The organism is Bradyrhizobium sp. WYCCWR 13022, from assembly GCF_030435535.1.
GTDB lineage: Bacteria > Pseudomonadota > Alphaproteobacteria > Rhizobiales > Xanthobacteraceae > Bradyrhizobium.
Genome location: NZ_JAUIZJ010000010.1, coordinates 128,771 through 141,040, shown reverse-complemented (window position 1 = coordinate 141,040; position 12,270 = coordinate 128,771). Strand labels below are relative to the sequence as shown.

Below are 12,270 nucleotides of genomic sequence, written 5' to 3'. Positions count from 1 at the left end.
CGTCTCAGGTGTTCTTCAACGCGACGCGGAATTCGGCCTCGGTCTTTTCCTTGACCTCGTCGAGCGTCACGCCGTCGGCGAGCTCGATCAGGGCCATGCCGCCGTCGCCGTGCTTGTCGATGGTGAACACTGCGAGATCGGTCACGACCATGTCGACGACGCGCTCGCCGGTCAGCGGCAGGTTGCACTTCTTCAGGAGCTTGGCGCCGTCCCTGGCGGAATGCTCCATCACCACGACGACGCGCTTGACGCCGGCGACGAGATCCATCGCGCCGCCCATGCCCTTGACCATCTTGCCGGGGATCATCCAGTTGGCGAGATCGCCGTTCTGGGCCACCTGCATGGCACCGAGGATCGACAGATCCATGTGGCCGCCGCGGATCATGCCGAACGAATCCGCGCTCGAGAAATAGGAGGTCGACGGCAGCTCGCTGACGGTCTGCTTGCCGGCGTTGATCAGATCGGCGTCCTCTTCGCCCTCGTAGGGGAACGGACCCATGCCGAGCATGCCGTTCTCGCTCTGCAGGCTGACGTCGACGCCGTCGGGAATGTAGTTCGAGACCAGCGTCGGGATGCCGATGCCGAGATTGACGTAGTAGCCGTCGCGCAATTCCTTCGCGGCGCGCGCAGCCATCTGTTCACGGGTCCAGGCCATGTGCTCTCCTTAGGCGGCAGTACGCGGGCGGGTGTTGCGGAATTCGATGCGCTTCTTGGCGGTGCCGACCTCGACGATGCGCTTCACGAAAATGCCGGGCGTGTGGATGTGGTCGGGATTGAGTTCACCGGCGGGTACCAAATGCTCGACCTCGGCCACCGTGATCCTGGCGGCGGTCGCCATCATCGGGTTAAAGTTGCGCGCGGTCTTGCGGTAGATCAGGTTGCCAGCCGTGTCGCCCTTCCAGGCGTGCACGATCGCGAGATCGGCGAACAGGCCGCGCTCCATCAGATACTTCTCGCCGTCGAACTCCTTCACTTCCTTGCCTTCGGCGATCAGCGTACCGACACCGGTCTTGGTGTAGAAGGCCGGGATACCAGCGCCGCCGGCGCGGATGCGCTCGGCCAGCGTGCCCTGCGGATTGAATTCGAGTTCCAGCTCGCCGGCGAGGAATTGCTGGGCGAACAGCTTGTTCTCGCCGACATAGGACGAGATCATCTTCTTGATCTGGCGGGTTTCCAGCAGGCGGCTGAGCCCGATGCCGTCGACGCCGGCATTGTTCGAGACCACGGTCAGACCCTTGACGCCGGAGTCGCGGATCGCATCCGACAGCGACTCGGCGATGCCGCAGAGGCCGAAGCCGCCGGACATGATCATCATGTTGTCCTTGAGAACGCCCTCAAGAGCCGACTTGGCGTCGGGATAGACCTTGTTCATGCAAAAAACCTCGACTTAACCTGAGAGGCGCCGCGCCTTGTTGGCGGCGATTATTAGGCGAAATCGTCCGAAGCCGTCAATGATACGGGGTTCTCCGTCCAGGTCGCTGGTGCTAGAAGCTGCCCACGCCGTGGGCAGACCGGTCCGCGGCCTTGAAAGCGACAAGAAAACCCTTCAAGTTGCGGGGGTTGGGCGTGGGGGCGCGCAGGTTTCCCGCCCCGCCCTTCTGGCTCCAGCGACCAACTCGATCAGGACATGCCATTGACCATGGCCCAAGGAATGAAGCGCCTCGGGACGCCGATCGCGGCGCTGCTCGGCGTCGCGCTGATCGCCCTGATCGCGACCTCCTGGCTCATCAACCGCGACGCGCTGCGCAAGGCGGTCGAAGCGCAGATCCGCGACGTCACCGGGCTCGAGCTCAGCGTGACGGGCAGCATCGACATTTCCGTGCTGCCGGCGAGCTACATCTCTTTCCATGACGTCGGCCTGAAGGGCGGCGGCGCCGGCGACCCCGCGCTCCATGTCGACGTGCTCACCGCCAATCTCCGGCTGTTGCCCCTGCTGCTGCAACGATTCGAGATCGCCGACCTGACGCTGCTGCGGCCGCACATTCATGTCAGCCTGAAGCCGGATGGCGAGAGCAACTGGACACCCTTCATCCAGACCATTGCGCGGACGATGAAGCCCGGCGCCGACAACGAGGTCTCGTTCTCCGAGATCAGGCTGCAGGACGGCGTGCTCAATTACGAGGACGCCGCTACACATGCCACCGAGAAGTTCGAGGACATCGACCTGTCCCTGGCCTGGCCCTCGATCTCGCGCTCCTTCGCCGCAACCGGGCAGTTCGACTGGCGCGGCGAGCGCGTCGACGGCTCGATCAGCTTTGCCGATTTCGTCGCAGCCCTCTCCGGCGACCGATCGGGCCTGAAGGCGAGAATCGCGAGCACACCGCTGAAGCTCGCCTTCGACGGCAGCGTCGCCAACCGCACCAGCCCGATGATGGAGGGCATGCTCACCATCGACAGCCCGTCGCTGCGCAACGCGCTGCGCTGGACCGGCCAACCGCAGCCCGGCAGCGGCGGCTTCGGCCGCTTCACGCTCAAGGCGCGCGCCAATGTCGTCGGCGCCTCGATCGCGCTGACCAACGTCAATGTCGAGCTCGACGGCAATGCCGCCGAGGGCGTAATGACCTATGCCAATAACGGCCGGCAGACATTGCAGGCAACGCTCGCCGCCGATGCGCTCGACTTCACGCCCTATATCTCCACCTTCCGCCTGCTCGCCAGCGGCGCGCGCGACTGGAACAGGCAGCTGTTCGATCTGAACGGGCTTTCGAGCACCGACCTCGACATGCGCCTCTCCGCAGCCAAGTTGACGGTCGGTCCGACCAAGCTCGGCCGCACCGCGATCGGCGCCAATTTGCGCAACGGCACGCTGGCGCTCTCGGTCGGCGAGGCGCAGGTCTATGGCGGCATCGCCAAGGGTTCGTTCGGCATCTCGCGCTCCGACGACGTCGCCGACATCAAGGCGCAGTTCCAGTTCACCGACGTCGATCTTCAGGCCTGCGCGACCGAACTGTTCGGTCTCAACAAGCTGTCCGGCCGTGGCAACATCAACGTGTCCCTGCTCGCGTCGGGCTCGAGCCCGTTCGGCCTCGTGCAGTCGCTCGACGGCACCGCCACGGTAACGGGGCATGACGGCGCGATCTCCGGCTTCAACGCCGAGCAGCTCTTGAAGCGGCTCGAGCGCCGGCCGCTGTCCGGTGGCGGCAATTTCCGCAGCGGCTCGACGCCTTACGACAACCTCACGATCGCGGTGAAATTCGCCGACGGGATCGCCACCGCCGAGGACATCCGCATCGAGGGCCCCTCGGCGAAGATCACGCTGACCGGCACCGCGTCGGTGCCGACGCGCGAGTACGACATGAAGGGTGTCGCAAGCCTCAACACGACATCAGGCTTTCAACTGCCCTTCATGGTGCAGGGTCCGTGGGACGATCCATTGATCTTCCCCGACCCCGAGGCCCTGATCCGCCATTCGCCTGCGGCGTCTCCCTTCCTCGACCTCTTGAAGCAGCGCATCACCGGTGGAAAGCGGCAGGCGCCGGAGGGATCGCCGACGGCGGAGAATTCCAAAGAGGGCGCGAAGTCCAACTAGCGCGAACGACGCTTTGGCCCAGTTCACGGGCCAGCACCTCGCGGTCACAGGCATCCCACAGCGAAACGGTGATGGCCGCAACACTGCTGATCATCCTGGTCGGGGCCCGTGCTTCCAGTCTCGCTTCTCCCATGCCTTGATTTCTTGATGGCTGCGGAGACGGCAGGCTTCAGGCCGCCAACACCGAATGCGGCACGTGCGACCGGCGCGCAAAGATCTGGCCCTCGAATATCCGCCGGGCTGTTCGCTGCACCCTGGCGACCGGCCCGGGCTCCAGTCGGACCACGAGCTCGCCGGAGGGATGGGCGAGGGTGATCGGGACCGGCGGCACCAGCGGTCCAACCATCTCTGCGGCAATCGTCCCTGTCGTGACACACGCCGTCGCGATCGCGACGGCGCCGGTTACCGCCAGCGCGCTATGGCAGTCGTGCGGCATGAAGTATCGCGTGCTCAGCGTCGCCTCGCTGGTAGGCGCAATCAGAATCGGCTTCGGAATCACCATTGACGCCGGATCCGGAAAGCCCATCAGGCGTCCGGCCTCGATCCGCAGTCTTTCGAGACGCCCGCGGAAGCCGCTGTCGGCGAAATCGGAAGGAGCCTCGCGGCCGGTGCATCCAAGATCTGCGGCGCGGACCAGCATGACCGGCATCGCCGCGTCGATGCAGGTCACATCGATCCCTTCGATGCGGTCAGTCGGCCGCCCCGTCGGCAGCAGGCGACCGGTGCGTGCACCGGCAGCGTTCGGAAACGAGAGTTCGATGGGTGCGGCCGTTCCCGGCACACCGTCGATCCGCGCCTCACCCTCGTAAGTCACCCGCCCTCCGGGGGTGGCGACCGTCGCATCAATCAGCTTGCCGGTGTTGACATTGTGGATGCGGAGACGGGTCCGATCTCCGCCAGCGGCGACAAGGCCGGCTTCGATCGCGAATGGTCCCACGGCCGCCAGCATGTTCCCGCAGTTGGGCGACGTGTCGACGATCCCCTCACGAACAAGGACCTGGGCGAACAGGTAGTCGACGTCCGCGCCGGGCACCGTTGCCGGGCCGACGATCGCGACCTTGTTGATAACGGCATTGCCACCACCGATTCCGTCGATTCCAAGATCGTGTCCGCCTCCCATGACCGACAACAGCAGCGCATCGCGCAATCCGGGATCAGCCGGAAGATCGCTGGCCAGAAAGAACGGCCCGCGCGAGGTCCCGCCGCGCATGACCACACAGGGAATGGCAATCTGATCGTTCATGGCTGATCCGTTCGGCGACATTCTTGGCTCGAACCAAACATCCTCTCTTGCAACTCTTCTGTAAAATGCAAATATCTGAAGTATTAATGCATATATCGGTATAATTCGCGAGATGGGGCCATGAACGCGGAACTGCTCGACCTCAAGGCGTTCATCACCGTCGCGGAGACCGGAAGCTTCGTGCGCACCGCGAAGGCGCTGAACCTGTCCCAGCCGGCGCTCAGCCGGCGCATTCAGAAGCTGGAGGAAAGTCTCGGCGCGCCGCTGCTCGAACGCTCGACGCGTCATGTCAATCTCACCATGACCGGCCGCGACTTCCTGCCGAAGGTGCGCCGCCTCATCGACGAGTTCGAGACCTCGGTGCTTGCCATCCAAGATATCGGCGCGCGGAGTTCAGGTTTGGTCTCGATTGCCGCGGTGCCGACGGCGGTGTTCTATTTCCTGCCGCGCGCGATCGGCCGGTTCGCCGACGCGTATCCGCGCATTCGCATCCGGATTCTCGACATCGGCGCCAACGAGGGATTGGAGGCGGTGGCACGCGGCGAAGTCGACTTCGGCATCAATTTCATCGGGGCTTCGCACGCCGAGATCGAATTCGAGAAACTGGTTGAGGATCCCTTCGTGCTGGCTTGCCGTCATGACCATCCGCTGGCATCGCGCAAACAGGTGAGCTGGTCGGAAATTGTGTCGCACCGGGTCATCACCGTCGGTCGCAACAGCGGCAATCGCGCATTGATCGACAATGCGCTGGCGCGACAGGGCCTGCAGCTCAACTGGTCCTACGAGGTCGCTCATCTATCCGGCTCGCTCGGCTTGGTCGAAGCGGGCCTCGGCATCGCCGTGCTCCCGAGGCTGGCGACGCCCGCGGCCGGCCATCCGATCATTCACACCGTCCGTCTGGTCGAGCCGGAAGTGTCGCGGACGATCGGCATCGTACGCAGGCGCGGGGCGACACTATCCCCTCACGCCAGCCAATTCCTCAAGATGCTTCTGGAGGCATGGCGCTCTCCGTCCCCGACCGGCGGGCAAGGCAAGCCGCGATCGTCCCGCTCGAAGTAGGTGTCGCCGGGCGACGAGCAGGTGCGCGGGTCTGCATGGACCAACTGGACACACATGGCGAATTGATTGCCGGGAATCGATGCGATGATTGGATCGATGCGCGCGTTAAGCATCTCAGAGAGCCCGATCCCCTCGACCTAGGTCTGACAACATGCCGCTAGATCGGATGGCAGCCATGGGCTAGTGTTTTATACGACCGGTTAAAAACGCCGGCCGTTTGAGGGAGAAAAACGTGAGATCCAAGGTTATTGGCGCAGTATCATTGGCGGTTGCTGCGGTTGGGCTGTTTGCGGCCACTGCACCCACCTTTGCACAGCAGAAGACGATCACGATCTGGTGGGTGAAGGGTTTCTACAAATCCGAGGACGACGCGCTGCTCGCAGCGATCAAGAAATTCGAGACCAAGAGCGGCATCAAGGTCGAATTGTCGCAATATGCGGTTCAGGACATGATTCCGAAGACCGTCGCGGCGCTGGATTCCGGCACGGTGCCCGACGTCGCCTACTCCGACACGTATGACGTGCAGGCGGCGGGCAAATGGGCGTTCGAAGGCAAGCTCGAGGACCTCTCCGACATCCTCCTGCCGATGAAATCCGAATTCGCGCCAAACACGCTGGAAACGGCCCTTCTCTACAACGACCAGACCAAGAAGAAGGGCTATTACGGTTTCCCGCTGAAACAGCAGACCATGCATGTCAACATCTGGAATGACATGCTGGAAAAGGCAGGCTTCAAGCAGAGCGACATTCCGACCAAATGGAACGATTATTGGTCGTTCTGGTGCGACAAGGTGCAGCCGGGGATCCGCAAGGCTACCGGTCAGCGCCTCTACGCGATCGGCCAGCCGATGGGCGTTGAATCCACCGACGCATTCCAGTCGTTCTACACCTTCATGGACGCCTACAACGTCAAGCTGGTCGATGACGACGGCAAGCTCACGGTCGACGATCCCAAGGTCCGCGAGAACCTGATTCACGCAATGAAGGACTACACCGACATCTATACAAGGGGCTGCACGCCGCCGTCCTCAACGACCTGGAAGGACCCCGACAACAATGTCGCCTTCCACAACAAGACGATCGTGATGACCCACAACTTCACGATCTCGATTCCGGCGAAATGGTACGAGGATTCGATCAATCCGGCGCTCACGCAGGAGCAGCGCGATGCCGGCAAGAAGGCCTACTATGATGACATCATCACCACCGGCTTCCCCAACAAGCCTGACGGGACGCCGATGAAATACCGCTCCGACGTCAAGACCGGCGTGATCTTCACCGCCTCCAAGAACAAGGCGGAAGGCAAGGAATTCATCAAATTCCTGCTCCAGGAAGAAAATTTGCGGCCCTACGTTGAAGGCGGCCTCGGCCGTTGGTTCCCGGTGACGAAGGCCAGCCAGCAGAGCCCGTTCTGGCAGGCCGACAAGCACCGCAAGGCAGCCTATACGCAGTTCACTGGCGGCACGATTCCGTTCGACTTCACCAAGAACTACAAGTTCACGATCCTGAACAACGAGAACGTGTTTGCCAAGGCGATGAACCGGGTGGTCAGCGAGAAGATCCCGGTGGACAAGGCCGTCGACGAGATGATCGCCCGCATCAAGCAGGTTGCAGGCTAAGTTCTCTTTTTTCCTCTCCCCGCTGGCGCGGGGAGAGACAAAACGCTAACACCGGCCGCCTCGTGCGGCCGGAAGTCCTTTCAAAGAGTCCCAAAGAATGGCGATCACGCTCTCTGGCGATCAGACGATCCCCGCTCCGCCCCTGTCGTCGCGGCTGACCCCGGCGCAGGTCTGGGGCATCGTGCTGCTCGCGCCCTATATGCTCGTATTCCTCGCTTTCGTCGTTTATCCCGTCAGCTACGGCCTGTGGCTGGCGCGCCACCCGGCAAGCTATGTCGAGCTCTACAACGACCCCGTTTTCGCGCGCGCCGCGATCAACACACTGATCTTCCTGGTCGTCGGCATCAACATCAAGATGCTGATCGCGCTGTTCTTGTCCGGCTTCTTCGCGCAGCAGCGCACCTGGATCAAATGGCTCTCGGTGATCTTCATCCTGCCCTGGGCGGTGCCGTCGATCCCGACCATCCTCTCGGTGCGATTCATGCTCAATCCCGAATGGGGCATGGTCAACCAGATCATATTCAAGCTCACTGGCGAAGACGGTCCGAACTGGCTGAACGATCCGACGGTGGCGCTCGGTATGGCGATCGCCGTCCACATCTGGAAATCGCTGCCGTTCTGGACGCTGATCCTGATCACCGGACGGCTCGCCATCGCGCACGACCTGTTCGAGGCGGCGGATGTCGACGGCGCGAGCTGGTGGCAGAAATTCCGCTACATCACCTGGCCATCGATGCAGACGCTCTACGTCACCTGCACGCTGCTCTCGATGATCTGGACGCTCGGCGACTTCAACAGCGTCTATCTGCTCACCGGCGGCGGCCCGGCCGACCTTACGCACGTGCTGTCGACGCTCGGCATCCGCTATCTCCGGCTCGACCAGCTCTCGCTCGCAATGGCCTCCATCGTCTGCGCGATGCCGTTCGTCCTGCCGCTCGTTTACTTCATGATGAAACGGTTGTCGCGATGAAGCTCCCCACCCTGCGCGAAGTCGCGACCGAAGCGCGGTTGCTCCTGATCGGAATCCCGGTGTTCATCTGGACGATGGTGCCGATCTACCACATGTTCCTGTTCGCGATCTCGCCGAAGGAGGATGCGTTCTCCGGGAAGATGTGGCCGGACCATCCGACGCTGCACAACTTTTCGATCGTGTTCCATGAGCAGCACTATTTCCTGCGGGACTTTTACGTCCAGTTCTGGAATTCGGTGGTGATTGCGGCTGCCGTGGGCGCACTGACGCTGTTTGTCGCCACCGCGGCCGCGTTCTCCATTTCACGGCTGAAGGTGCCGGGTGGGCGCATCGTGATGAATCTCGCGCTGTTCACCTATTTCATTCCGGCGGCGTTTCTCGCCGTGCCGATGTATCGCACCATGGGCAATTACGGCCTTCTGAACAATCGCTGGTCGCTGATCCTGGCGATGGTAACGATCGCCAGCCCCTATGCGATCTGGGTGCTGAAGCAAGCCTCCGACAAGCTGCCGGTCGAGCTGGACGAAGCTGCAGTGATGGACGGCGCCACCACGCTGCAGATCTTCCGCCTGGTGTACCTGCCGCTGATGATGCCGTCGCTGGTCGCGATCGGCACTTACGCGGTGCTGCTCGCATGGAACGAATATCTCTATGCGTTCCTGCTGCTGTCGAACGATCAGGACATCACGCTGCCCGTCGCGCTCGGCAACTTCCTCTCCGCCGACGATTCGCCTTGGGAGCTGCTGATGACCACCGGCTTCATCTACGCGCTGCCGCCGGCCGCGATCTACTACGCCTTCCGCCGCTACATGGTAGGCGGCCTCACGGCGGGCGCGGTGAAGTCGTAGCTGCCTCTCGTCATTGCGAGCGAGGCAATACGGATTCCTGCCGCGGCGACGGTCTGGATTGCTTCGCAACTTTTGTCGCGAGCTCCTCGCAATGAAGGCAGGGATCACAACGGAGCCGCGCTCTCGCCCTGCGAGCTCGACAGTTTCGAGGCCAGCGAGGCGATGACGATGACCACCGCGATCAGTGCGATCACCAGCGTGCAGATCGCGTTGATCTCCGGCTTCACGCCGAGGCGAACCTCGGAGTAGATCCGGATTGGCAGCGTCGCCGATCCCGGCCCCGTGGTGAAGCTCGCAATGACGAGATCGTCGAGAGAGAGCGTGAAGGCGAGCATCCATCCGGCAACGATCGCCGGTGCGATCAGCGGCAGAGTCACCGACAGGAAGGCGCGGACGGGCGCACAGCCGAGGTCCATCGCCGCCTCCTCCAGCGAACGGTCGAGCGAGCCGAGCCGCGACTGCACGACCACGGCGACAAAGCACATCGTCAGCGTGGTATGCGCGATCGTCACCGTCCAGAAGCCGCGCTCGGCGTTCAGCGCGACGAACAGCAAGAGCAGCGACAGTCCCGTGATCACTTCCGGCATCACCAGAGGGGCATAGAGCATGCCGGAGAACAGCGTACGGCCACGAAAGCGTTCGCCGCGCGACAACGCCACCGCAGCCGCCGTGCCGAGCAGCGTCGCGATCGTCGCAGAAGCGCCCCCGACCCGCAGGCTCATCCAGGACGCCTCGATCATGGCGCGGTCGGCAAAGAACTCGTGATACCAGCGCAGCGACCAGCCACCCCACACCGTCACCAGCCGCGAGGCGTTGAAGGAATAGATCACGAGAATGAGGATCGGCAGATAGAGGAAGGCGAGCCCCAGCGCCAGCGAAGCGATGTTGAAACGGGACATGCGGGAGATTTTAGGCATCTCACCGCTCCAACTGTCGCCGCTGCAGCCGCTCGTAGGACAGAAGCGGCAGCAGCAATACCACGAGCAGCACGATCGCCGCAGCGGAGGCGACCGGCCAGTCCTTGTTGGTGAAGAACTCGAGCCACAGCGTCTGACCGATCATTAGCGAGTCGGAGCCGGCCAGAAGATCCGGGATCACGAACTCGCCGACAACAGGGATGAAGCACAACAGCACGCCGGCGCCGACGCCCGGCAGCGACAACGGGAAAGTGACGAGCCAGAACACCTGCCAAGGCGGCGCGCCGAGATCGGAGGCGGCCTCCTCCAGCGCCGGCTCCATCTTGGCGAGCGTGGCGTAGAGCGGCAGAATCATGAACGGCAGGTAGGAATAGACGATGCCGATATACATCGCGGTGTCGGTGGAGAGCCATACCACGGGCTCGCCGACCAGATGCAGCGCCAAGAGCATCCGGTTGAGCAGGCCGTCGTGCTGAAGGATGTTGATCCAGGCATAGATGCGGATCAGGAACGAGGTCCAGAACGGCACGATCACCAGCACCATCGCCACCGCCTGCCAGCGTTTTGGCAATCGCGCCATGCCATAGGCGATGGGATAGCCGATCAGCAGCAACAAGGCCGTCGCCGTCACGGCAACGGTGAGGCTGCGCAGATAGGCGAATACATACAGGTCGTCGGAGGCGAGCAGCCTGAAATTGTCGACCGAGAGCGCGGCAAAGGCCGCCCGGATCGCCGTCCACCCCGCCGTCAGGTCGAACACCGGCTCGTAAGGCGGCTGCGCGATCGCCGTCTGCGACAGGCTGATCTTCAGCACGAAGCCGAACGGCACCAGGAAGAACAGCACCATCCAGACATAGGGCGCGATGGCGGCGAAACGCGCCGGTCGCGTGAAGATCCGGCGCGCGCTCATGACGGCAGCACCACACAATCGTCGGGCGTAAACCAGGCGACGACGTGCTGGTTCAGGCTATAAGCATCGACATCGAGCCGCGCGCTGTTGGCGACGGACGCCTGTACCGTCCCGCCCGTATCGAGCTTCACCCGGTAGGTGGTGGTGCCGCCGAGATAGCAGATGTCAGCGATCACCCCGTCGAGCCGGTTGATTGCAGTTTCATGACCGGCCTCGCTCGCGGGACCACGCCGCGACAGCTTGACCTTCTCGGGGCGGATCGCGACCGAAAATCTTGCCTCGGCGAACGGCTGGCCCGGCTCGGCCACCACCAGCGTCCCTGCGTCAGGCGTGCCTACGACCAGGCGATGACCGTCGCGCAGTTTGGTTTCGGCGTCGAACAAGTTGATGTCGCCGACGAACTCCGCGATCCAGCGCGAGCGCGGCGCCTCATAGAGCTCGCGCGGGGCGGCGACCTGGGCGAGCTTGCCTGATTTCATCACGCCGATTCTATCAGCCATCGTCATCGCCTCTTCCTGGTCGTGGGTGACGATGATGAAGGTCATCCCGAGCCGGCGCTGAAGCTCCATCAGCTCGACTTGCGTGCTCTCACGCAGCTTCTTGTCGAGCGCCGCGAGCGGCTCGTCGAGCAGCAGCAATTGCGGCCTTCGCGCCAGCGCGCGGGCCAGGGCAACGCGCTGGCGCTGGCCGCCGGAGAGCTGGTCGGGCTTGCGTTTCTCCAGCCCTTCGAGCTTCACCAGCGCGACCATCTCGGCGACGCGCGTTGCGACGTCGACGCGCGCCATATTGGCGCGCTTGAGACCGAAGGCGATATTGTCGCGCACCGAGAGATGCGGAAACAACGCGTAGTTCTGGAACATCATGTTGATCGGGCGCTCGTGCGGCAGCGCCTGCGCAATGTCCTTGCCGGCAAGCAGGATGCGACCTTCATCCGGTGCCTCGAAGCCCGCGAGCATGCGCAGCAGCGTGGTCTTGCCGCAGCCGCTGGGGCCGAGCAGCGCAAAGAACTCGCCGGCCCTGATGTCGAGCGATACGCCATCGACCGCACGGAACGACCCGAACGTCTTGGCCACGCCCTCGATCCGCAGCAACGGCTGACCCGCGGAGGGATTCGCATCTACGCCAGCGGCGTCTGTCCTGGGCAATTCGTCAGTCATCGTCCCTGCCAACCCTAAT

Annotated in this window: 11 protein-coding genes; 5 read left to right on the top strand and 6 right to left on the bottom strand. The window is 63.1% G+C overall.

What is annotated here, in order from left to right; all coding sequences use genetic code 11:
* Nucleotides 1-4: 4 nt before the first annotated feature.
* Both QY049_RS16345 and QY049_RS16340 read right to left on the bottom strand, forming a co-directional pair.
* Nucleotides 5-655 (bottom strand): CoA transferase subunit B, encoded by a 651-nt coding sequence (locus tag QY049_RS16345; RefSeq protein WP_301269602.1) that lies wholly within the window; start codon nt 653-655, stop codon nt 5-7.
* Nucleotides 656-664: 9 nt separating this feature from the next.
* A complete protein-coding gene (locus QY049_RS16340; RefSeq protein WP_194479672.1) occupies nt 665-1,372 on the bottom strand; it encodes a CoA transferase subunit A in 708 nt (235 codons plus the stop codon).
* Nucleotides 1,373-1,639: 267 nt separating this feature from the next.
* Between QY049_RS16340 and QY049_RS16335 the strand changes: the two genes are divergently transcribed.
* Entirely contained in the window at nt 1,640-3,529 is a 1,890-nt protein-coding gene (locus QY049_RS16335; protein ID WP_194482602.1) for an AsmA family protein, read from the top strand.
* Nucleotides 3,530-3,698: 169 nt separating this feature from the next.
* On the opposite strand, the gene QY049_RS16330 is transcribed toward QY049_RS16335, so the two are convergent.
* On the bottom strand, nt 3,699-4,772 hold the full coding sequence (locus QY049_RS16330) for a 4-oxalomesaconate tautomerase (protein WP_301269601.1): 1,074 nt from the start codon (nt 4,770-4,772) through the stop codon (nt 3,699-3,701).
* Between the two features lie 120 nt (nt 4,773-4,892).
* Between QY049_RS16330 and QY049_RS16325 the strand changes: the two genes are divergently transcribed.
* From QY049_RS16325 to QY049_RS16310, 4 genes are all read left to right on the top strand, one after another.
* On the top strand, nt 4,893-5,831 hold the full coding sequence (locus tag QY049_RS16325) for a LysR family transcriptional regulator (RefSeq protein ID WP_258765187.1): 939 nt from the start codon (nt 4,893-4,895) through the stop codon (nt 5,829-5,831).
* Between the two features lie 232 nt (nt 5,832-6,063).
* Nucleotides 6,064-7,449, top strand: coding sequence for an ABC transporter substrate-binding protein (locus QY049_RS16320; protein WP_301269600.1), 1,386 nt, complete (start codon nt 6,064-6,066; stop codon nt 7,447-7,449).
* Between the two features lie 97 nt (nt 7,450-7,546).
* Nucleotides 7,547-8,419 carry a carbohydrate ABC transporter permease gene (locus QY049_RS16315; protein ID WP_194479668.1) on the top strand — a complete coding sequence of 291 codons (873 nt, stop codon included), beginning with the start codon at nt 7,547-7,549 and terminating at the stop codon, nt 8,417-8,419.
* Nucleotides 8,416-9,267 (top strand): carbohydrate ABC transporter permease, encoded by an 852-nt coding sequence (locus QY049_RS16310; RefSeq protein WP_194479667.1) that lies wholly within the window; start codon nt 8,416-8,418, stop codon nt 9,265-9,267. Before QY049_RS16315 ends, QY049_RS16310 begins: the two co-directional genes overlap by 4 nt.
* Before the next feature lie 104 nt (nt 9,268-9,371).
* Here the strand turns inward: QY049_RS16310 and QY049_RS16305 are convergent, their stop codons facing one another.
* From QY049_RS16305 to QY049_RS16295, 3 genes are read right to left on the bottom strand one after another with little or no spacing between them, the layout of a single operon-like run.
* On the bottom strand, nt 9,372-10,184 hold the full coding sequence (locus QY049_RS16305; RefSeq protein WP_301269599.1) for an ABC transporter permease: 813 nt from the start codon (nt 10,182-10,184) through the stop codon (nt 9,372-9,374).
* Nucleotide 10,185: 1 nt separating this feature from the next.
* Nucleotides 10,186-11,094, bottom strand: a complete 909-nt coding sequence (locus tag QY049_RS16300) for an ABC transporter permease (protein ID WP_301269598.1) — start codon at nt 11,092-11,094, stop codon at nt 10,186-10,188.
* Nucleotides 11,091-12,251 (bottom strand): ABC transporter ATP-binding protein, encoded by a 1,161-nt coding sequence (locus tag QY049_RS16295; RefSeq protein ID WP_194479664.1) that lies wholly within the window; start codon nt 12,249-12,251, stop codon nt 11,091-11,093. Before QY049_RS16295 ends, QY049_RS16300 begins: the two co-directional genes overlap by 4 nt.
* Nucleotides 12,252-12,270: the final 19 nt, after the last annotated feature.

Coding starts and splice junctions, on each gene's coding strand:
- QY049_RS16300 (WP_301269598.1), bottom strand. CDS start 11,094: ATGAGCGCGCGCCGGATCTTCACGCGACCGGCGCGTTTCGCCGCCATC.
- QY049_RS16310 (WP_194479667.1), top strand. CDS start 8,416: ATGAAGCTCCCCACCCTGCGCGAAGTCGCGACCGAAGCGCGGTTGCTC.
- QY049_RS16295 (WP_194479664.1), bottom strand. CDS start 12,251: ATGACTGACGAATTGCCCAGGACAGACGCCGCTGGCGTAGATGCGAAT.
- QY049_RS16315 (WP_194479668.1), top strand. CDS start 7,547: ATGGCGATCACGCTCTCTGGCGATCAGACGATCCCCGCTCCGCCCCTG.
- QY049_RS16330 (WP_301269601.1), bottom strand. CDS start 4,772: ATGAACGATCAGATTGCCATTCCCTGTGTGGTCATGCGCGGCGGGACC.
- QY049_RS16335 (WP_194482602.1), top strand. CDS start 1,640: ATGGCCCAAGGAATGAAGCGCCTCGGGACGCCGATCGCGGCGCTGCTC.
- QY049_RS16305 (WP_301269599.1), bottom strand. CDS start 10,184: ATGCCTAAAATCTCCCGCATGTCCCGTTTCAACATCGCTTCGCTGGCG.
- QY049_RS16325 (WP_258765187.1), top strand. CDS start 4,893: ATGAACGCGGAACTGCTCGACCTCAAGGCGTTCATCACCGTCGCGGAG.
- QY049_RS16345 (WP_301269602.1), bottom strand. CDS start 655: ATGGCCTGGACCCGTGAACAGATGGCTGCGCGCGCCGCGAAGGAATTG.
- QY049_RS16340 (WP_194479672.1), bottom strand. CDS start 1,372: ATGAACAAGGTCTATCCCGACGCCAAGTCGGCTCTTGAGGGCGTTCTC.